Consider the following 18,891-nt stretch of genomic DNA (forward strand, 5'->3'; position numbering starts at 1 on the left):
TCAGAGCCGCCCCTCGACGGCTTCAAGGTCTGTCGGTACCGGAGCCGAGCCCGCCGCTGAACCTCCGACCGATCTTTTCGATCAACCCCAGCGGCGGCATGGCCGGCATGTAAAAGCGAGGGATCGAAGGCTGCTGGGCTCGTGGCTCCTTTCGCCGAGCACAATCGCCTCGATCCGTTGCCGCGTCGCTCCGCGGTCCGTCCGCCCGGTATCCAACCAGCATCGTCGCCACGGCAATCAGCGCAAAGACGATAAAGCAGAAGGCGTATCCCCGGCTGCCGATCAGATAGCCGGCCAGCGGCGAGCCGACGATCTGGCCCACGGCGATCATCAGAAACGGCAGGCCAAGACCAATGGCGGGCCGGTCCGCGTAGAGCCGGATCCCCCAGACCAGATAGACGCCAGTGAGCATGATGTAAGCGCCGCCGAAAAGCGCCGCCGAAACGAGCACCGCTGGGAGGCTAGCAGGCATCAGTGCCAGCAGGCAGAGCGAGAGCGCCAGTGCGCCGAGCGACCCGCGATTAGCGGCGTCGAGGCCGAAACGTTTGACGAGATCCCCCGCCAGCCCTCCGACCAGACCTGCAACACCGATCAGAATCCAGACGATATTGGCCACCGTCTGATCGAAATTCCCCTGCGTGACGACCGCTTCGCTCGAGAACGTCCAGTAGGCGGCACTGGCGATTCCCGTGCCCGCCGCGGCCAACATCACTCGCCACGCCGGCGCCCGCCATAAACCGCCTCGATTCTGACGACCTTCTTGCTGGGAAGAATCCTTGCCTGCCTTGGGCGCGGCGTTGACACGCGTCTCGGTGGCCGGGGGTCGCGGTACGCTTAGGAGCAATAGCACGGCGTTCACCAATGCGGTGATCGCGAACGCGGCGTAGGCGACTCGCCATTGACCGGTGGCGAGAAATGCCACCGGGCCGGAGACCGCGACGCCGAGACTGGTCCCGGCGTTGATGATGGTGTTGGCCCGGCTCTGACGGGCTTCCGGGATCGCGCGCGAGACGGCCTGGGCCATCGGTGGCGAAGCCAATCCGGTACTCGTTCCCGCCAGCAGAATGGCGCCGGCCAGCAACAGCGGGCTCTCGCTGATCGAAACGACCGCCATGCCGGCTGCCGCAATCAGGGCGGCGGCGACGGCCATCAGCCGAGCGCCGAAACGCTCCACCAGCATTGCACTGGCCACGATCGCGAGGCAGTAGCCGACATAGGCGCCACTGCCGATCGCCCCGGCCATGGCCGAACTCAGTCCGACATCCTCGCGCATGCTGGGCAGAAACAGACCGTAGGCGAAGCGGGCCAGACCGTAGCTCACGCCGATCAGCAGGGTGCCGGCGACGATGAGTCGAAGTTCTTTGCGGATCATATGATGCCTCCTCGGCCTGGCGCGGCAAACGCCGCATCTCATGGCCTTGATGTAAAGTGATCGTTTTCCCTACAACCATGACAAATTCGCCGGCCTTGAATCGGAGAACAGAGCCAGAGAACGGAACTAGAGAACAGAGCTCTGTCGCTGTCAGATTGTCAGGCGTCAGACCGCTGGTTCGCCGCGTCTGAACGGCGCCCGCTAGGCGCGTGCGCCAGCGATCAATAGCCTTGCGGCACGCCGGGCTGCGGGAATCGCCGTTTCGCCGCGATACGCCGTGGCATGGGTCGCGCCCTCGAACAGAATCAGGATCTGCTCGGCGAGTTCATCGTCACGTCGACCGATTTCCGCCACAACGATCTCGTCGATCCGCGACGAGAGGCGCTGCTTATGTCGCGCCATGGCCTCGGCGACTTCGGCCACGTCACCACCGGTCTCGCCCCAGGTGCGCAGGAAAAGACACCCCCGCGCCCCTTCCGTGGCAAACCAGCGTTCCAGCGCGTCGAACAGCGCGTCGACGCTATCGACGTGCAGCGAACGCATGAAACGACGATCACGTTCGTTCAACACCGCCGCCGCCAGCCGATTCTTGCTACCGATGTGCTTGTAAAGCGTACGACTGGAGATGCCGGCACCGCTCGTGAGCCGATCCATGCCGGTGGCGGTGAAGCCATGCCGGTCAAAGAGCTGCTCGGCGGTCTCGAGAAGCCGTGTGCGAATGTCGATGCCGGTGTTCATATCCATCCCCTGTCTCGCTTGTCTGTTTCAAGACTAGACCGTAATAACGCGCATGTAAAACGATCACTTTACATCGCTGATCTAATCCCAAGAATTTCCCAACGAGAGGTCAGGCCGTCGGGCGTCCTGGCCCTTCGATCAATGGTCGAGTCTGTCTCTCGCCTTCCGAATGCTAGAATGCCGGCCCGCTCATTCCTCGGTGATTGCTCGTGCCTTCAGCCTCGCTCTCTCGTCCCCCGCTACCGGCCTGGCTGTGGCTCGTCGCTTTCGGCCTGGCGGCGATCAATCTGCGGGCGCCGATCGTGGTCATCGGGCCGGTGCTCGATCCGATCATGTCGACGCTCTCCATCGGCGCGGGAACGGCAAGCCTCTTCACCACCGGTATGATTCTCTGTTTCGGATTGCTCTCGCCGCTGGCGCCGGGTTTCGCCGACCGGGTCGGCCTCGACCGGGCCATCGCCTGCGCGATCACGCTGATCGCCATCGGCGGCGTGCTGCGCGGTATCGAGAGTCTGACGGTCATGCTGCTCGGCACCCTGTGTGCGGGGATGGGCATCGCCTTCGGCAACGTGTTCATGCCGAGCCTGGTCAAACGCGACCGCGGTGACCGCCTGGGCCGCACCATGGGCCTGTACACGGTGATGATGGGCGTTGGCGCCACGATCAGTGCCGGTAGCGCGATTCCGCTGATGAACCTGTCGGGGAGCTGGTCCACGCCGATCTGGCTGTGGGCCGCCTTCGGCATCGGCTCCGCCATCGTGTGGTGGCGCGTGGCGCTCTCTCTGGCCCCCGCCGAAGCGGCCGCTACGCATCGACCGCCGATGTCGCGACTGTTCCGAAGTCCAGTGGCATGGACGCTCACCCTGTTCATGGGCGCTCAGTCACTGAGCTTCTATACGCTGCAGACATGGGTGCCGGCGGTGGCGATCCAGGCCGGTGTTCCGGTGGCGACCGCCGGGATCATGCTGTCGCTGATCAACCTCACCAGCATTCCGGGCAGCTACATCGTCGCCCGCCTGGCGTCGCGGCTGACCCATCACAGTCTGCTGATCGTCGGGCTCTGTTCGCTGGTAGGTCTGGCACTGTTCGGCCGGCCCAGAATGGTCAAGCTGGGCGACGACTGACCCGCCCAGCCAGTCACGTCATGGTCGTCACATCACTTCTCGCATGCGCATCGACGGTGATCGCTATCCTCTTTGTCGTAACGATCTCTGATACGCTGTTCTGTCCGACGCGGGCAACCTTCTGGACCGCTTTGCAGCGAGGCTGACGGGTGCCGGCCGGCGTCGAGCGCTGACCTCGAGAGACTTTCGCCCTGAATCGATCACCGAGGACCGATATGGACTGGAACGTGGCTTATGTGTGGCTGGGTGTTGCGCTGCTGCTGGGCCTGGCGGAGCTGGCCTCCGGCGCGCTGGTGCTGCTGGCGCTGGCGATCGCGGCCGCCGTGGCGGCGCTGCTGGCCTGGCTGGGGGCGTCGATGACCTGGCAACTGCTGGGTCTGGGGATCGTCGCCGGCGTGCTCCTGCCCGTGGTCATCAAGGTGATCCGGCCGTGGTTTTCACCACCGGGCGTCGATTACGGCACGACGGGCACCGGCGTCGAGGAAGGCCATGAGTACCGCACGCTCGAGCGCGACTTCGACGGCGCCACCGGCCTCAAGATCAACGGCGATTTCTATCGACTGAGAGTCGCCGACACCGACACGACCGAACTGCCCGTGGGCAGCGCGGTCATCTTTCAGCGCTTCGATGGCACCGAAGCCATCGTGACGCTGAAACGCCCACCGGAGTAATGCATATGGATCTTTTCGCCAGCCCGGGGCTGATTCTCAGCCTGATCATCGTCGCTATCGGCGTGCTGCTCATCGTCAAGGGGCTGGTGATCGTTCGCCAGTCGGAGGTGATGGTCGTGGAGCGTCTGGGCTCTTTCAACCGGCTGCTCGAAAGCGGGATCAACTTCATCATCCCGTTCATCGAACAGCCCCGCGCCATCAGCATGATTCGCTATCGCAAGCAGGGCGAAGAGTACTACCCGATCGCCACCGACGAGATCCGTATCGACCGCCGCGAGACGGTCATGGATTTCCCCGGACAGCCGGTGGTCACCACCGACAACGTGACGGTCACCATCAACGGCGCGCTTTATTACCAGATCATCGATCCCAAGCGGGCGGTCTATGAGGTCGCCAACATGAGTCAGGCCGTCGAGGTGCTGGCCAAGACCACGCTGCGTTCGGTGGTGGGCAAGATGGAGCTCGACAAGCTGTTCGAATCCCGCGCCGAGGTCAACAACGCGATCCAGTCCGCCATGGAAGAGCCGGCGTCCAAGTGGGGCGTGAAGATCTCACGGGTCGAGGTGCAGGACATCGCCATGCCGGAAGAGGTCGAGAGCGCCATGCGCCTGCAGATGGCCGCCGAGCGTAAACGCCGCGCGACGGTGACCGAAGCCGAGGGCGAGAAATCCGCTGCCATCGCCATGGCGCAGGGTCAGCGCGAATCGTCGATTCTCAATGCCGAAGGCGACAAGCAGTCCGCCATCCTACGCGCCCAGGGCGAGCAGGAATCGATCAAGCTGGTGCTCAATGCCATCGGCGAGACGGAAGAGAACAAGCGAACCGTGGTGGGTTATCTGCTGGGCCAGAGCTACATCAAGGCGCTACCGACCATGGCTAAGGATGGCGAGCGCGTGTTCGTGCCTTACGAGTCTTCCGCCCTGTTGGGCAGCATGGGGATGTTCCGGGAAATGGCCGGTTCACCGGAAGATGTCGTGGGCCAGCATGTCAAAAACCGCCAGAGTGGCGCCGACCTGCGCAGCGGCATGGTCGGCGGCGCCGCCGGCCAGGGCTGACCGGCCGGTCTACGACCCCATCTGAAACGGATAGACGTTGCCGATGCCCAGCAGCCGGGTCAGTTCGTCGAGCGCGGTTAGCGTCTCGTCGGCGAGCCGGGGGTCGGCCAGCTCGTCCGGGGTCAGGCTGTCACGGTAGTGACGCTCGACCCAGCCCACCAGGTCGGCATATAGCGCATCGTTCAGCAGCACCCGTCCGCTCAGCGCCTGGCGCTCGGCCGCCGAGAGCACCACCCGCAGACGCAGGCAAGCCGGACCGCCGCCGTTGCGCATGCTCTGCTTGACGTCCTTGACCGTCACTTCGCTGATCGGGTTGTAGCCCGCCAGCAGCAGATCCTGAATCGTTCGCCAAACAGCCTCGTTCTCCTGACACTCTCCCGGCACCACCAGCGTCATGCTGCCATCCGGATTCGACAACAGCTGCGAGTTGAACAGGTAGGTCGAGACCGCGTCCTCGAGGCTGATCGCCTCGCTGGGCACCCGTACCGGGATCAGCGGCGAAGTCATTCGGGCGCGCAGCGCCTCCAGCGTCTTCTCCTCGTCGAGAAACGCCATCTCGTGATAGAGCAGCACCGGCCCGTTGCCCACCGCGATCACGTCGTTGTGGAAGACGCCCGCGTCGATGGCATCCGGATGCTGCTGGGCAAAGACGACCTGTGAATCGTCGAGCCCGTGCTGACGCGCGATCGCCTGGCTCGCTTCCAGCGTCTGTCGCGCCGGATAGCGCTGGGGGGCGCGCTCACCGCCGAAGGCCTGTCGACCGTAGACGAACAGATGCACGCCGGCCTCGTCGTACTCGCCACACAGGCGGGTGTGATTGGCCGCACCCTCGTCGGAAAACGCCGGCGTCGCCGGCAGCACGCTGTGGTGGGCGAAGTGGCGCTCGTCACGGAAAATCGACGCCAGCACGCGGCCGGTGGTTTCCGGTTCGAGATAGCGATGGAAACTCGACTGCAGATTGGCCGGCGTGAAGTGCACGCGACCGTCCGGAGCATCAAAACCCGGCGTGATGGTGGCCGCGTTGGCGGTCCACATCGAGGAGGCCGAACACACCGCGCGCAGAAGCTGCGGCGCTTCCTGCGCGGCTCGCGCGAGTATCTCGGTGTTGCTGCCGCCAAACCCCAGGGCACGCAGCGCACCCAGATCCGGGCGCTGTTGCGGCGGCAATACGCCCTGGGCGTAGCCTGAGTCCATCAGCGACTTCATCTTGGCCAGGCCCTGCAGCGCCGCCTCGCGCGGGTTGGAGGCCAATCCGCCGTGGCGCATCGAGGCCACGTTGCCGTGGGCCAGCCCGGCGTAATTGTGCGTCGGGCCGACCAGGCCGTCGAAATTGACTTCACGCACGTCCGGCGCGGAAGCGTTCGTCGTGTCGCTCATCGCGTGACTCCACTTGTGGCCTGACTGGTGGCGTAGCTGATGTCTTGGCTAATGGCGGCATGGCTGACGGAATCGCTCATAGCCGAATGCCGGGCGGCAGCTCCGCGGGCAGGGTCAGCGTATCGGCCTCCATCGAGGCGACCGGATAGGCGCAGTAGTCCGCCGCATAATAGGCGCTCGGGCGATGGTTGCCGCTGTCGCCGATCCCGCCAAACGGCGCATCGCTGGAGGCACCGGTGGTCTGACGATTCCAGTTGACGATGCCGGCCCGAATCCGCAGCAGGAAGTCGTCCCAATCCGGCTGGTCCCCGCCGATCAAACCGGCGGAGAGCCCGTAGCGGGTAGCGTTGGCCAGCTCGATCGCCTCGTCCCAGCTCCGGTAACGATCGACCTTGAGCAGCGGGCCGAAGTGCTCTTCATCGGGCACGTCGCAGCCGGTGACATCGACCAGCCCCGGCGACAGCAGACTCGTGCCGGCCTGTAGCGACTGCATCCGCACCAGCACCCTGCCACCGCGGGCTTCGAGGTCGCGCTGGGCCTCGAGCAGACCTTCCGCCGCCTGCGGGCTGACCAGTCCGGCATAGAACGGCGCCGGTTCGCTGAAGGGCTCGGCCACATGCAGTTCGGCCAGTGTCCGCGCCAGCTTCTCGATCAGCTGATCGCCGGATTCTCCCTGCGGCACGATCAGACGACGTGCACAGGTACAGCGCTGACCGCCGGAAAGAAACGCCGACTGGATGATGGTCAGCACCGCGGCATCGAGATCGCGCACGTCCTTGACCACCAGCGGGTTGTTGCCGCCCAGTTCCAGCGCCAGGATCTTGCCGACCTGCCCGCCGAACTGACGATGCAGCAGCCCGCCGACCTTGGCGCTGCCGGTGAACAGCAGGCCGTCGATATCGGCGTTGCCGGCCAAAGCCTGCCCCACTTCCGCCGCGCCCTGAACCAGGTTGATCACACCGGCAGGCAGGCCCGCCCGCTCCCAGCACTGCAGGGTCAGGTCAGCGGTCATCGGGGTCTGCTCGCTGGGCTTGAACACCACGCAGTTTCCCGCCAGCAGCGACGGCACGATATGGCCGTTGGGCAGATGCCCCGGGAAGTTGTAGGGGCCGAAAACCGCCAGCACGCCATGCGGGCGGTGTCGTAATACCGCTCGTGTGCCGCCGGCATCGCGAGCGCGCTCGCCGGTACGCTCGTGATAGGCGGTGAGCGAGATCGCCACCTTGGCGATCATCGCGCCCACTTCCGTGCGCGCTTCCCAGATCGGTTTGCCGGTCTCATGGGCGATACTAAGAGCGAGCGGTTCGCGATTGGCTTCCAGCTCGTCGCGGAAACGCTCGGCCACGGCCTGACGCTCGGCGAACGGCCGCCGCCCCCAGCCAGGGAACGCACGCCGTGCCGCTGCGATCGCTTCGTCGACCTGCTCGGGGGAGGCCGCTGCGGCCTGCCATAACGTGTCGCCCGTGATGGGGTCGCGCTTGTCGAACCGCGCAGCGGCGCCATCGATCCAATGACCGTCGATCAGCAGTTGTTGCTTGGCGTGCATACATCACTCCTGGTTGTTCTGGAAATTGCGTCGGCCGTTCGTCGGCACTCAGGACTCGAGCACCCGCAAGGCATCGCCACTGTTCACGTTCAACCGCTCGGCTTCCGCCGTGGTCAGCGTGATCACACCGCCCTCGCTGGGGCCGCGGCCGATCCAGCTACAGCGGAAATCACTCATTCCGGTGGTCGCGGCCATCCAGCCGGGGCGTTCGGACTGTTCCAGCCGCTCGCTACTGACTTCGACCGTGACGCAGGATGAGTGGCGGATCGCGCGAACGTCGTCGATATAGGCCTCGACCGTGGGCCCGCCATCGAAGATGTCGATATAGCCTTCCCAGCGCAGCCCTTCCTTCTTCAGCATCTCCAGCGCGGGCCGGGTGTGCTCGTGGACCTGGCCGATACACTCCCGCGCCGCCTGCGGCAGAAACGGCGTATAGATCGGGTATTTCGGCATCAGCTCGCCGATGAAACTCTTCTGACCCAGCCCTGTGAGCTGGTCGGCCTGCTTGAATTCCATCGGAAAGAAGTGGCTGCCGAGACTGTCCCAGAACGGGCTGACGCCGTCGGGGCTGAACACGCCGCGCATCTCCGCCAGCACCTTGGCCGGAAAACAGTCGCGGAACTCCGCCATGAACAGCCAGCGCGCCTTGGAGAGCAGCGTGCCGTTGCGATCGCGGCGGTAGGCCGGACGCAGAAACAGCGAGGCGACTTCGGCATCGCCGGTATGATCCGAGCTCAGAAACAGCGTATCGATGGTGCGGTGCAGATCGAGCTGGACCGACGAGTGAGCCAGTTTGCCGACGCGGTAGTGGTAGAACGGCGTCTCGCGGCCGACCTCGGCCTCGATTGCGCAGCAGCCCGCCAGTTCACCGCTCTGCTCGTCCTCGAGCACGAAGAAATAGAGCCGCTCCTGCTCGGGGACGCGGCCTTCGAAGGCCGCCACCGCGTTGTCGATCTTGGCGCTCAGAAATTCGCGGCTGTTGGGAAGCGAGGTGAAACCGACACCGGTCTCCTGCGCCAACGCCTGCAGTTCGTCGATATCGTGATGCCCAATGGGTCGCAGGCGCATTACAGTTCTCCCTCGTCCAACGCGTCTTCGACATTGGGTAGCGCCAGCGGCGCGACCAGTACGGCACGACCCTCTTCGACGCCGAGTAGCGCCGCCTGCTCTTCCGACAGCATCAGTTGACCGGTCGGCGTAAGCGCATAGCGCGCGACGGTGCAGCGGAAATCGGCCAGTTGCTGATTGGCGACCATCGCCGGTTCGGCATCCGGCAACGAGGCCGCCGGGCGAATCCGTACCGGATGCCAGCCGCAGTGGGTCAACGTGCGCAGGCGTTGTCGCTCGCCTCTCACCACCGGTCCGGCGTCGAAGATATCGACGTGGCGCGAGCGCACGAAACCCTCGGCGAGCATTTCCTGCAGCGCCTGTTCATGATCCGGATGTTCACGTCCGATCGCCGCGCGGGCCTGGGGCGTCAGCAGCGGCAGATAGAGCGGAAACTGCGGCATCACCTCGGCGATGAAGCTCTTCGAGCGTACACCCGCTAGCAGGTTGATCTCGTGATAGCCCTGCTCGAAGAAGTGATGGCCGACACTGTCCCAGAAAGCCGACCTGCCCTCCTCGTCGAGATAGCCCGGAAAGGCGACGCCCAGCGTCTGCGCGAAGCGCTCGGGATACTGGGCGATGAACATCAGCCGGGCGCGGCGCAGCAACGTGGCCGCGCTGGTGCCGCGATAGCGCGAATCCAGCGACAGCGCGCACAGCAGCGAGACTTCCGACATCTCGTGGGAGAGCGACAGCGTCTGCACCTCGTGGCGCAGATTGAGCTGCTGCGAGGCGTGGATCAGGGTTTCCTGACGATAGGTGTAGTAGGCGTCCTGCGCCCCCGCCTGCGCCCGGATGCTGGCGGTGCCGACGATCTCGCCCAGGTCCCGATCCTCGAGCACGAAGGTGTAGAGTTCGTCGCCAGGGAAGTCGACGTTGTGGGCCAGCGCACGCGCGGAGCGGGCAATCCGCTCCTCGAGCCGGTCACGATGCGCGGGAAGATTGGTCAGCCGGGGCGTGGCGCCACCGGCAAGCCGCTCGATTGCGGCCAGATCGCCCGACTGCGCCGGGCGAACCAGCAGGTTGCCCACGCTTCGCGCCGCGGGATCATCCATGCCACTAGAGACGATATCGGAGGCGATCATGATGGGTTGACGAGCTGCCCGATGGCGATCTCGAGCCGCGCCATGCCCTCCTGAAGATCCGCTTCCGGAATCACCAGCGACGGCGCCATACGCAGCACGTTGGGACCGGCGACCAGAATCATCAGCCCCTGTTCGAGGGCCAGCGGCAGAATATCCCGTGCCTTGCCGTGGAAGTCGTCGCTCATCTCGGCGCCGATCAGCAGGCCCATGCCGCGGATCTCCTTGAACACGCCGTACTTGCGATTGATCACCTCGAGATGCTCGCGGAACAGCGCGTGACGACGTTCGACGCCTTCCAGAACCTCAGGCGTGTCGATGGTGGTCAGCGCCGCCAGACCCACGGCACAGGCCAGCGCGTTGCCGCCGTAGGTGGAACCGTGCGTCCCCACCGCCAGCGACGGCGCGACCCGATCGGTGGTCAGCATCGCGCCGATCGGGAAGCCGCCGCCCAGGGCCTTGGCCGTGGTCAGGATGTCCGGCGTCACGTCATAGTGCATGTAGGCATAGAGCTTACCGGTACGGCCGACGCCGGATTGCACTTCGTCGACTACCAGCAGCGCCTGATGCTGATCGCACAGCTCGCGCAGGCCCTGCATGAATTCCGGCGTTGCCGGTGTCACGCCGCCTTCGCCCTGGATCGGCTCGACCACGATGGCGCAGGTCTCGTCGTCGATCAGCGCGCGCACGCTGTCGAGATCGTTGAACTCGGCGTGGACGATGCCGCCCGGGATCGGGCCGAAACCTTCGGAATACTTCGGCTGACCGCCGACGCTGACGGTGAACAGGGTGCGGCCGTGAAACGCCTGCTTGAACGAGATGATCTTGTGCTTCTTCTCGCCGAAGTTGTCGAACGCCCAGCGACGCGCCAGCTTGAAGGCCGCTTCGTTGGCTTCGCCGCCGGAAGAGCAGAAGTACGCCTTGTCGGCGAAGGTCCGCTCGACCATCTGCTTGGCCAGCGCCAGCGCCGGCTCGTTGGTATAGACGTTGGAGAGATGCCACAGCTTGTTGGCCTGGGTGGTCAGCGCATTGACCAAGGCCGGATGGCAGTGCCCCAGCGCATTGACCGCGATGCCACCGGCGAAATCGATGTACTCCTTCTCCGCCTGATCCCACAGTCGGCTGCCTTCGCCGCGCACCGGAATCGCCTGCTGCGGCGAATAGTTGGGGGTCATGTAGCTGTCGAAATCGTCACGTGTCGGGCTCGCGGCCATGTCTTTCTCCCTGGAGGTTAGGGGGTGTCGAATAAGTATGTCGAATGAGTATAAGGAGGCGACGGCCTCGCGGCTTTCAGCGATGGGACGGCGAATTGCGAAAAGCGCCCCGTTGCCACGAGGGCCGTCATTGGCGCCTGTCGTTGAAGTGCCGCCACTGACTAGCTGCCACTGACTGGCTGCCACTGACCGGCTACCCGATAAAAGCTTTTGGGTTTGTCTGAAAAGTCGTCGAGCGTCATCGCACGGGTTGTGTTCGCGACGACTGCCCCGATGTCGGAGTGTACCTCTGCCACTTTCGTGGGAGCCATCCCCTCGCCGATAACCATCGCCGCAGACCCACGGCCGGCGAGGCGCAGGCAAAACAGCAAAGCCGCAACAGCTAAGTTAAAACTGCTAAGCCCAAACCGCTAAGGAAGACATCTGATGAAAATCGATCTGACAGGCAAGACCGCCATCGTCACCGGGTCCACCGCCGGCATCGGGCTGGCCATCGCCAAGGGCCTGGCCGGCGCCGGTGCCGCCGTGACCGTCACCGGCCGGACCCAGGCGCGCGTCGACGACGCCATCGCCACCCTCAAGCAGGCGCTCCCGGCCGCCACCCTCGACGGCGTGGCCGCCGATCTGGGCACGGCCGAGGGTTGCCAGGCGTTGATCGAGCAGAAGCCGGACTGCGATATTCTGATCAACAACGTCGGAATCTTCGGGCCCAAGGACTTCTTCGAGATTCCCGATGAAGAGTGGCAGCAGTTCTTCGACGTCAACGTGATGAGCGCGGTGCGGCTGTCGCGCCACTATGCCCAGGGAATGAAGCAGCGCGACTGGGGTCGAATCCAGTTTCTGTCGAGCGAGTCCGCGCTCAACATTCCGGCGGAGATGGTTCACTACGGCATGACCAAGAGCGCCGTGCAGTCGATCTCGCGCGGACTGGCCAAGGTTCTGGCAGGCACCCAGGTCACGGTCAACGCTGTGCTTCCCGGGCCGACCAAGTCCGAAGGCGTGGGCAAGATGATTGCCGACATCGCCCAGCAGCAAGGCATCAGCGAGGCCGAGGCGGAAGCCAACTTCGTCAAGGAGAACCGGCCGTCGTCGATCATCCAGCGAGTCGCCGAGGTCGAGGAAGTCGCCAACCTCAGCGTCTACTTGGCTTCACCCCAGGCCAGCGCCACCACCGGCGCGGCGATGCGGGTCGAAGGTGGGATCGTCGACACGATGGCCTGAAATCGCGAGCCGCGAAAGCCAACACGGGCTTATTGCGAGAAAAGGGCCAGCGACGTCAGTCGCTGGCCCTTTTCGTAGCTCGTAGCTCGTAGCTCGTAGCTCGTAGCTCGTAGCTCGTAGCTCGTAGCTCGTAGCTCGTAGCTCGTAGCTCGTAGCTCGTAGCTCGTAGCTCGTAGCTCGTAGCTCGTAGCTCGTAGCTGCTGTTTAGCGCCCCGAAGCCGGCGCAGTCGTAGCTCGTGTCGTATTGCCGAGCGCAGCCCGTTTCAGCCCTCGTAGCGCTTGAAGATCGCGCTGGCATTCACACCGCCAAACCCGAAGGCATTGCAGATGGCGTGCTCCATCGGCATCTTGCGCGACTCGCCGTGGACCACGTCCAGGTCCGCTGCCAGCGGGTCGGGGTCGGTGTAGTTGCGGGTGAGCGGCGCGATCTGATCGCGCAGCGCCATCAACGTGAAGATCGCCTCGACGCCGCCTGCGGCACCCAGCAGGTGACCGGTGGTGGCCTTGGTCGCACTGATTGCCGGCGAATGGTCGCCGAACAGCCGATGAATGGCGGCGAGTTCGCCCCGGTCGCCGACCGGCGTCGAGGTCGCGTGCGCATTGAGATGCTGAATCTCGCCCGCGTCCAGCCCGGCCTGACGCAGCGCAATCTCCATCGCGCGCGCCGCGCCGGAGCCATCCTCGGGGCCTGCTGTCATGTGATAGGCGTCTGAAGTCGTACCGTAGCCGACCAGCTCGGCGATCGGCGTCGCGCCGCGTGCCAGGGCGTGTTCGAGCGTCTCGATCACGATCAGCCCGGCGCCCTCGCCCATCACGAAGCCATCTCGACCCTGATCGAACGGTCGCGAGGCCTGTTCCGGGGTGTCGTTGAAGTGACTGGAGAGCGCCTTGGCGGCCGCGAAGCCTCCCAGGCTGACGCGATCGATACAGGCTTCGCTGCCACCGCAGAGTGCCACGTCGGCTTCACCGGCGTGAATCATGCGCGCGGCGTCGCCGATCGCCTGCAGGCCGGCGGCACACGCGGTGACCGGCGCGCCGAGCGGGCCCTTGAAGCCATGGCGGATCGACACCTGGCCACAGGCGAGATTGGCCAAAAACGAGGGAATGGTGAACGGCGACAGCCGGCGCGGCCCGCGGCTATCGACCGTGCGCACCGCATCGGCAATGGCGGGGAAGCCGCCGATGCCCGAGCCGATCAGGGTCGCCGTGCGCTCCTTCTCGGCTTCGGTCTGCGGGAACCAGTTGGCCTGGGCCAGCGCTTCTTCCGCCGCCGCCACCGCCATCTGGATGAAGCGGTCCATCTTGCGCCGCTCCTTGGGATCCATAGTCGCGTCGGGATCGAAACCGGCGCTGTCGTCCGCGATGGCCGGCACCGGGCCACCCACGCCGACGGCCAGGCCTTCGACGGTCTCGGCCGGCAATTGGCGTAGCCCGGAGGCGCCAGACAGCAGACGCTGCCATACCGTCTCGATACCGCATCCCAGCGGCGAGAGGATTCCCATACCTGTCACTACGATACGTCGCATGACGATGTCCTTTCAGTCATTGATCGAATCACTCGCAGTGCGAGTCTGGCACCAGTCGGACGCCGCCTCCACCGTCGAGTCGGAAGAAGTCCTGCGCTCGAACGCTTCGCGCATGCGCTCGACTCGCGCGTGAACCGCCGGTGTCGCGTCGGGTCCCGGCGCCATACGCACGTCCCCTGGCGCCAACGGCCGCTGCTGGAGGCGGTCGTAGACAATCGGATCGACGGGCTGTTGCGACCGTCGGTCGATCAGATAGAAACCGTTGGCTTCTATCGGCAGATGACGCTCGCCCCAGCGGTAGAGCATCAGAATGACCGGGGCGAGATCGTGCCCCTTGGCGGTCAGATGATATTCATGGCGCGGGGGATGCTGCTGGTAGCAGCGTCTTTCCAGAAGCTCGCTGGCAACCATACGGTCCAGACGCCCCGTCAGCATGCTGGACGCGATGCCCAGCCCGCGCTGGAATTCGTCGAAGCGGCGGGCTCCCTGCATGGCGTCACGCAGGATCAGCAGCGTCCAGCTGTCGCCGACACACTCCAGCGCGCGGGCCACGGGACAAAGAGCGGAAATATCGTGAGTCACTTTCATTATGGAAGCGACTTTACCGAATTTCCCAGTCCAAGGGAACGCCTGCGAAGGGACCTCCGTTCACGAATGGCCTGCGTCAATGTCCATCATCTTCTTGGCTACGCAGCGCCAGTCGCATGCGCAGACGCGCCAGCCACTCGCCGTGACGCTCGACACGATCCTCGCCCAGTGTTTCCCAGCCCCGGGCGATCAGTGATGGCGCCAGCACCAGACTCGCTTCGATCGATACCTCCCGGTGGCCGGCGTCCCGCAAGGCATCGACCGACAGCGACATCAGGCGCGAGCCCAGACCCTGTCGGGCCACCGAAGGCCAGACGTAGAGCGTTTCGATACGCCCGGCGGTCATGTCGCGTTCGCAGAAGCCCACACAGTGACCGTCGCATTCCGCGACCAGCGTGAAATGGATCGCCTGGCGAGCCATCCATGCCTCGGCAGTTCGAGGCAGCGCCAACGCCCAGGCCCGACGCTGGGCCAGGCTATACCGACCGGCCGCCCCTTCCATGATCGCATGATGGAAGACTTCGGCCTGATCCGGCGCGTCCTTGGGCAGCGCCTGACGGAAACGGGTCCGCTCGAGCATCGTGTCCTCTCCCGGATCGACGGCCGCGACGCGGTTCTGTCACGCCGCCATGCCGTCGACCAACTTTTCGAAACGTGGAAACCGCAGGGCGATATCACTCGCCGTGGCAATCAGGTCCGGCGACTGCGCGTTGCTCAACGTCAGTACCAGGAAGTCGGGTTCGGGGCCGATATCCAGCCAGTGCGGCAGATCCGCGGGGACCGAGATCAGATCTCCCCGATCACAGCCGACGACGTAGACGCGACCATTGAGATGGAAGTAGAAAATGGCCTGGCCTCGCAGGAACAGATGCCAGCTCTCCTCGTCGTTCGAGGACTCGGTGCACAGCAGCTCGCGCCTGAGCGCCAGATCGGGATATTGCGGGCTCATGCCGCGCAGGTCGCAGTATCGGCGTCCGCTCAGCTGCTGGATCTCGGTCGCGGTTTCATTGTTCAACATCACCAGTTGCTGCTGCTGAATGCCAACCGGCACCTCCACCAGCTCACGCCGATCGAAATAGACTTCGATCGAACTCAGCTCTAGCGAGATGCGATAGGCGTCATGGGTGGTCAGCAGCGGCTGGTCGCTATCCGCTTCGTGATAAACGTGCAGGAAACTCATCCAACACCTCTCCTTGGTATCATGCGAGTTTTCGAATTGCCTTCGTGCCCTCGTGAGAGCGCTCATGCAGTATGGCACCGTTATGAAATTTCACCTCTGGAACCGATTTCACGATGCGAGCGCCCAGACTTCCTTCCTCTGCGACCGATGACGCTTTCACGCTGGAGGCGATCGGGCATGTCGCCAGCGATTATCCCGACAAGTTCGGGATTCCGCGGCAACCCGGGCTGGCGCCGTCTGCCCGCGCCATTCTCTACCTGGCAGCGCCTTTCGATGATCCCCTCGCGGTCGAGGGCCTGGAAGCAGTCACCCATCTGTGGCTGACCTTCGTCTTCGATCGCAGCCCGCAGAGCTGGACGCCAAGGGTGCGGCCGCCACGGCTAGGGGGCAATCAGCGTATCGGCGTCTTCGCCAGTCGCAGCACTCATCGCCCCAACCGACTCGGTCTGTCGCTGGTCGAGCTGGTCGATGTGGAATGCACGCCAAAACCCTCGCTGGCACAGGCGCCGATTGTTGGCTCTCGTCTCGCCGAGCAGCGGAGCCGGGTCAAGCTTCACCTGCGGGGACACGATCTCTGCGATGCCACGCCCGTCGTCGACATCAGACCGTACCTGCCATGGGCCGAGTCTCGTCCCGATGCCGACGCCGGTTTCGCCCCCGCGCCACCGCCCCGGCATTGCGTCACGTTCAGCCTCGCGGCGAACGACGCCCTCCAGCGGCACGACGATGGCCAGTCGCTGGCCCGGCTGATCGACGAGGTGCTGGCACAGGATCCGCGCCCTGCCTATCACGGCGGCGCGTCTTCACCGTCGAGCCTGAACGACACCGCGAGGTGCTATGGCGTGTTCCTACGTGACGTCAACGTGCGCTTTCGCGTCGTGGACCGTGACGGTGAAACCGAAATCCACGTGGAGGCGATCGAACCGCGCTGACCGGTTCAGCGCAGTGATCGCTCGAGCACCAGACTGGCGGGCTGACCGGGGGTGTCTTCCAGCGTACCGACTTCGCCGAATCCCAGTTTGCAGGACGTGCAACGACTTTTCGTGCTGCGGGCGAACCAGGCCATACAGTGCCTCGACTGCCAGGCGCTCTGTCGCGAACTCTATCGCGCCCTGCCCCATCTCGGTGGCATAGCCTTTTCCCCACACGGCGGGGGAGAATCGATATCCCAGATTGACGATCCAGCCCCAGCCCTCTTCTTCCGCCCAGCCAAGACCGCCAAATCCGATGACGATCCCCGGCTTCGCCTTTTCCTCGATCGCCCAGACCCCAAAGCCATGGTTTTCCCAGTGTTCCCTCCAGCGATTCAACACCTGCATCGAGACCGAAGCATCGGCGTGCGGGCCGGCCGGATTGAACCGGTTGGTTTCAGGGTCGCCGTAGATGGCGAAAAGTCGCGTTGCGTCTGCAAGATCCGGCTGTCTCAACGTCAGCCGATCGGTTGCGTAGTGCTTCATGGCCTACCCTTTGATTGACGTATCGATGACTGGCGCGCCGCTGCCATCGATCTCCGGCACTGGTCAGCGAGTATCGATCCCGCTAGGCTGGCGAGCTTCGATGAATGACGGGAGTGTGTTGATGAGAGTGCCTTCGCTGCGACAGTCGCTGATTCTCTTTTGCCTGTCCGCCCTGACCCTGTTCTCCTTGCCGGCTCTCGCCGATGCCGATCATCCGCACGTGCGTCTGGAGACGAGCCAGGGCGACATCGAGGTCGAACTCGATCCCGAGGCGGCACCCAAGACGGTGGCGAACTTCCTGCGCTATGTCGATGAAGATTTCTACGCCGGTACGATCTTCCACCGTGTCATGCAGGATTTCATGATCCAGGGCGGCGGCATGACGGCGGATCTCGAGCAGAAAGAGACCCATGCGCCGATTGCGCTGGAGAAGAGCGGAATCGACAACACCCGCGGCACCCTTGCCATGGCACGTACCGCCAACCCGGATTCGGCGACCAGTCAGTTCTTCATCAATCTGGTCGACAACGGCGCGTTGAACTACCGCGATCTCTACAACCCAGGCTACACGGTATTCGGTCATGTGGTCTCGGGCATGGACGTCGTCGACAAGATTGCCGGTACACCCACCGGACGCCAAGGGCCGCACGCCGACGTGCCCAAGACCCCGATCACCATCGAAGGCGCCGAGCGCATCGACTGAACCGATCGGCGCGCTAACTATCGGTGCTCTTGGTATCAGTCTCGGTACTCTCTACGTGAAACGCCCCCGGATAGCCAGGCTATCGGGGGCGCTTCGTCGTCCGTGGCTCCGAAGAGTCCGGATCGATCAGAAAGTCATGCCGAGACGCCGCCCCACCTCTTCATAGGCCTCGATCACGCCGCCCAATCCCTGGCGGAAGCGGTCCTTGTCCAGCTTTTCCCGGGTCTCGGCGTCCCACAGCCGGCAACCGTCCGGCGAGAACTCGTCGCCCAGCACGATCTCGCCGTCGAAGACGCCGAACTCGAGCTTGTAATCGACCAGCAGCATGCCGCCATCGAGAAACAGCTGCTTGAGCACGTCGTTGACCTGGAACGTCAGCGATTTCATGGTCGAAAGCTGCGCGGGCGTCGCCCAGCCGAAGGTTTCGGCCAGCGACTCGTTGATCATCGGGTCGCCCTTGTCGTCGTTTTTCAGAAACAGCTCGAAAGTCGGCGGATTCAGGGCGATGCCCTCCTCGACGCCGAGACGACGGACCAGGCCACCGGCGGCGAGATTACGCACCACGCACTCGACCGGGATCATCTCCATCTTCTTGACCACGCATTCCGTGTCGGACAGCAGCTGCTCGAAATGGGTGGGGATGCCCGACGCCTGGAGCTTCTCCATGATGAAGGCGTTGAACTTGTTGTTGACCAGCCCCTTGCGCTCGAGCGCCTCTTTCTTCTTGCCGTCGAAGGCACTGGTGTCATCGCGAAAGTGCAGGACAAGCCGCTGCGGGTCGTCGCTCAGATAGACCGACTTGGCCTTGCCGGCATAGAGAAGATCGCGTTTTTGCATGGGGCTGTCTCCGCGTCGCGGCCCTTCGGGGCAGCAGGTTCGTGAGGTTTAGGGGTGAGGCAGGATGTGGTATCTGGACGGTTTGATGACAAC

Annotated in this window: 19 protein-coding genes; 6 read left to right on the forward strand and 13 right to left on the reverse strand. The window is 64.3% G+C overall.

Annotated features, from left to right (window positions below):
• Nucleotides 1–22: 22 nt before the first annotated feature.
• Nucleotides 23–1,372: an MFS transporter gene (locus ACUN9V_RS07125; RefSeq protein WP_445510881.1), complete on the reverse strand. Its 1,350-nt coding sequence runs from the start codon at nt 1,370–1,372 to the stop codon at nt 23–25.
• Nucleotides 1,373–1,573: 201 nt separating this feature from the next.
• Nucleotides 1,574–2,116: a TetR/AcrR family transcriptional regulator gene (locus tag ACUN9V_RS07130; protein WP_445510882.1), complete on the reverse strand. Its 543-nt coding sequence runs from the start codon at nt 2,114–2,116 to the stop codon at nt 1,574–1,576.
• 203 nt (nt 2,117–2,319) lie between these two features.
• On the opposite strand from ACUN9V_RS07130, the gene ACUN9V_RS07135 reads away from it, so the two are divergent.
• From ACUN9V_RS07135 to ACUN9V_RS07145, 3 genes are all read left to right on the forward strand, one after another.
• Entirely contained in the window at nt 2,320–3,234 is a 915-nt protein-coding gene (locus ACUN9V_RS07135) for an MFS transporter (protein ID WP_445510883.1), read from the forward strand.
• A gap of 215 nt (nt 3,235–3,449) precedes the next feature.
• Nucleotides 3,450–3,905: a nodulation efficiency, NfeD-like protein gene (locus tag ACUN9V_RS07140; protein ID WP_445510884.1), complete on the forward strand. Its 456-nt coding sequence runs from the start codon at nt 3,450–3,452 to the stop codon at nt 3,903–3,905.
• A 5-nt stretch (nt 3,906–3,910) separates the two neighbouring features.
• A complete protein-coding gene (locus tag ACUN9V_RS07145; protein WP_439285621.1) occupies nt 3,911–4,960 on the forward strand; it encodes an SPFH domain-containing protein in 1,050 nt (349 codons plus the stop codon).
• A gap of 9 nt (nt 4,961–4,969) precedes the next feature.
• Here the strand turns inward: ACUN9V_RS07145 and astB are convergent, their stop codons facing one another.
• The 5 genes from astB to ACUN9V_RS07170 form a co-directional block, all read right to left on the reverse strand.
• Nucleotides 4,970–6,337, reverse strand: coding sequence for an N-succinylarginine dihydrolase (gene astB / locus ACUN9V_RS07150; protein WP_445510885.1), 1,368 nt, complete (start codon nt 6,335–6,337; stop codon nt 4,970–4,972).
• A 76-nt stretch (nt 6,338–6,413) separates the two neighbouring features.
• On the reverse strand, nt 6,414–7,883 hold the full coding sequence (astD, locus tag ACUN9V_RS07155) for a succinylglutamate-semialdehyde dehydrogenase (RefSeq protein ID WP_445510886.1): 1,470 nt from the start codon (nt 7,881–7,883) through the stop codon (nt 6,414–6,416).
• A 48-nt stretch (nt 7,884–7,931) separates the two neighbouring features.
• A complete protein-coding gene (gene astA / locus ACUN9V_RS07160) occupies nt 7,932–8,951 on the reverse strand; it encodes an arginine N-succinyltransferase (RefSeq protein WP_445510887.1) in 1,020 nt (339 codons plus the stop codon).
• A complete protein-coding gene (locus ACUN9V_RS07165) occupies nt 8,951–10,045 on the reverse strand; it encodes an arginine N-succinyltransferase (RefSeq protein ID WP_445510975.1) in 1,095 nt (364 codons plus the stop codon). The genes astA and ACUN9V_RS07165 overlap by 1 nt, the downstream gene beginning before the upstream one ends.
• 26 nt (nt 10,046–10,071) lie before the next feature.
• Nucleotides 10,072–11,286 carry an aspartate aminotransferase family protein gene (locus ACUN9V_RS07170; protein WP_110692411.1) on the reverse strand — a complete coding sequence of 405 codons (1,215 nt, stop codon included), beginning with the start codon at nt 11,284–11,286 and terminating at the stop codon, nt 10,072–10,074.
• A gap of 426 nt (nt 11,287–11,712) precedes the next feature.
• Here ACUN9V_RS07170 and ACUN9V_RS07175 point away from each other — a divergent pair, with 426 nt between their 5' ends.
• On the forward strand, nt 11,713–12,507 hold the full coding sequence (locus ACUN9V_RS07175) for an SDR family NAD(P)-dependent oxidoreductase (RefSeq protein ID WP_445510888.1): 795 nt from the start codon (nt 11,713–11,715) through the stop codon (nt 12,505–12,507).
• 263 nt (nt 12,508–12,770) lie between these two features.
• On the opposite strand, the gene fabF is transcribed toward ACUN9V_RS07175, so the two are convergent.
• The 4 genes from fabF to ACUN9V_RS07195 form a co-directional block, all read right to left on the reverse strand.
• Nucleotides 12,771–14,033: a beta-ketoacyl-ACP synthase II gene (gene fabF / locus ACUN9V_RS07180; RefSeq protein WP_110691594.1), complete on the reverse strand. Its 1,263-nt coding sequence runs from the start codon at nt 14,031–14,033 to the stop codon at nt 12,771–12,773.
• 12 nt (nt 14,034–14,045) lie between these two features.
• Nucleotides 14,046–14,621 carry a winged helix-turn-helix transcriptional regulator gene (locus tag ACUN9V_RS07185; RefSeq protein ID WP_445510889.1) on the reverse strand — a complete coding sequence of 192 codons (576 nt, stop codon included), beginning with the start codon at nt 14,619–14,621 and terminating at the stop codon, nt 14,046–14,048.
• Between the two features lie 76 nt (nt 14,622–14,697).
• A complete protein-coding gene (locus ACUN9V_RS07190) occupies nt 14,698–15,201 on the reverse strand; it encodes a GNAT family N-acetyltransferase (RefSeq protein WP_445510890.1) in 504 nt (167 codons plus the stop codon).
• 39 nt (nt 15,202–15,240) lie between these two features.
• Nucleotides 15,241–15,801: a hypothetical protein gene (locus ACUN9V_RS07195; RefSeq protein WP_075563701.1), complete on the reverse strand. Its 561-nt coding sequence runs from the start codon at nt 15,799–15,801 to the stop codon at nt 15,241–15,243.
• A gap of 113 nt (nt 15,802–15,914) precedes the next feature.
• On the opposite strand from ACUN9V_RS07195, the gene tsaA reads away from it, so the two are divergent.
• Complete coding sequence (gene tsaA, locus ACUN9V_RS07200) at nt 15,915–16,733, forward strand: tRNA (N6-threonylcarbamoyladenosine(37)-N6)-methyltransferase TrmO (RefSeq protein WP_445510891.1); 819 nt, start codon at nt 15,915–15,917, stop codon at nt 16,731–16,733.
• Here the strand turns inward: tsaA and ACUN9V_RS07205 are convergent.
• On the reverse strand, nt 16,650–17,258 hold the full coding sequence (locus tag ACUN9V_RS07205) for a GNAT family N-acetyltransferase (protein ID WP_445510892.1): 609 nt from the start codon (nt 17,256–17,258) through the stop codon (nt 16,650–16,652). The two genes, tsaA and ACUN9V_RS07205, sit on opposite strands and share 84 nt — an antisense overlap.
• 121 nt (nt 17,259–17,379) lie before the next feature.
• Between ACUN9V_RS07205 and ACUN9V_RS07210 the strand changes: the two genes are divergently transcribed.
• Nucleotides 17,380–17,961, forward strand: coding sequence for a peptidylprolyl isomerase (locus tag ACUN9V_RS07210; RefSeq protein WP_445510893.1), 582 nt, complete (start codon nt 17,380–17,382; stop codon nt 17,959–17,961).
• A 126-nt stretch (nt 17,962–18,087) separates the two neighbouring features.
• On the opposite strand, the gene purC is transcribed toward ACUN9V_RS07210, so the two are convergent.
• Nucleotides 18,088–18,798 (reverse strand): phosphoribosylaminoimidazolesuccinocarboxamide synthase, encoded by a 711-nt coding sequence (gene purC, locus ACUN9V_RS07215; RefSeq protein WP_445510894.1) that lies wholly within the window; start codon nt 18,796–18,798, stop codon nt 18,088–18,090.
• Nucleotides 18,799–18,891: the final 93 nt, after the last annotated feature.

This window comes from Salinicola sp. V024, from assembly GCF_052645315.1.

Coding starts and splice junctions, on each gene's coding strand:
- tsaA (WP_445510891.1), top strand. CDS start 15,915: ATGCGAGCGCCCAGACTTCCTTCCTCTGCGACCGATGACGCTTTCACG.
- ACUN9V_RS07145 (WP_439285621.1), top strand. CDS start 3,911: ATGGATCTTTTCGCCAGCCCGGGGCTGATTCTCAGCCTGATCATCGTC.
- ACUN9V_RS07130 (WP_445510882.1), bottom strand. CDS start 2,116: ATGGATATGAACACCGGCATCGACATTCGCACACGGCTTCTCGAGACC.
- ACUN9V_RS07175 (WP_445510888.1), top strand. CDS start 11,713: ATGAAAATCGATCTGACAGGCAAGACCGCCATCGTCACCGGGTCCACC.
- ACUN9V_RS07125 (WP_445510881.1), bottom strand. CDS start 1,372: ATGATCCGCAAAGAACTTCGACTCATCGTCGCCGGCACCCTGCTGATC.
- astA (WP_445510887.1), bottom strand. CDS start 8,951: ATGCGCCTGCGACCCATTGGGCATCACGATATCGACGAACTGCAGGCG.
- ACUN9V_RS07170 (WP_110692411.1), bottom strand. CDS start 11,286: ATGGCCGCGAGCCCGACACGTGACGATTTCGACAGCTACATGACCCCC.
- purC (WP_445510894.1), bottom strand. CDS start 18,798: ATGCAAAAACGCGATCTTCTCTATGCCGGCAAGGCCAAGTCGGTCTAT.
- ACUN9V_RS07165 (WP_445510975.1), bottom strand. CDS start 10,045: ATGGATGATCCCGCGGCGCGAAGCGTGGGCAACCTGCTGGTTCGCCCG.
- ACUN9V_RS07140 (WP_445510884.1), top strand. CDS start 3,450: ATGGACTGGAACGTGGCTTATGTGTGGCTGGGTGTTGCGCTGCTGCTG.
- ACUN9V_RS07210 (WP_445510893.1), top strand. CDS start 17,380: ATGAGAGTGCCTTCGCTGCGACAGTCGCTGATTCTCTTTTGCCTGTCC.
- astB (WP_445510885.1), bottom strand. CDS start 6,337: ATGAGCGACACGACGAACGCTTCCGCGCCGGACGTGCGTGAAGTCAAT.
- ACUN9V_RS07185 (WP_445510889.1), bottom strand. CDS start 14,621: ATGAAAGTGACTCACGATATTTCCGCTCTTTGTCCCGTGGCCCGCGCG.
- fabF (WP_110691594.1), bottom strand. CDS start 14,033: ATGCGACGTATCGTAGTGACAGGTATGGGAATCCTCTCGCCGCTGGGA.
- ACUN9V_RS07205 (WP_445510892.1), bottom strand. CDS start 17,258: ATGAAGCACTACGCAACCGATCGGCTGACGTTGAGACAGCCGGATCTT.
- ACUN9V_RS07190 (WP_445510890.1), bottom strand. CDS start 15,201: ATGCTCGAGCGGACCCGTTTCCGTCAGGCGCTGCCCAAGGACGCGCCG.
- astD (WP_445510886.1), bottom strand. CDS start 7,883: ATGCACGCCAAGCAACAACTGCTGATCGACGGTCATTGGATCGATGGC.
- ACUN9V_RS07195 (WP_075563701.1), bottom strand. CDS start 15,801: ATGAGTTTCCTGCACGTTTATCACGAAGCGGATAGCGACCAGCCGCTG.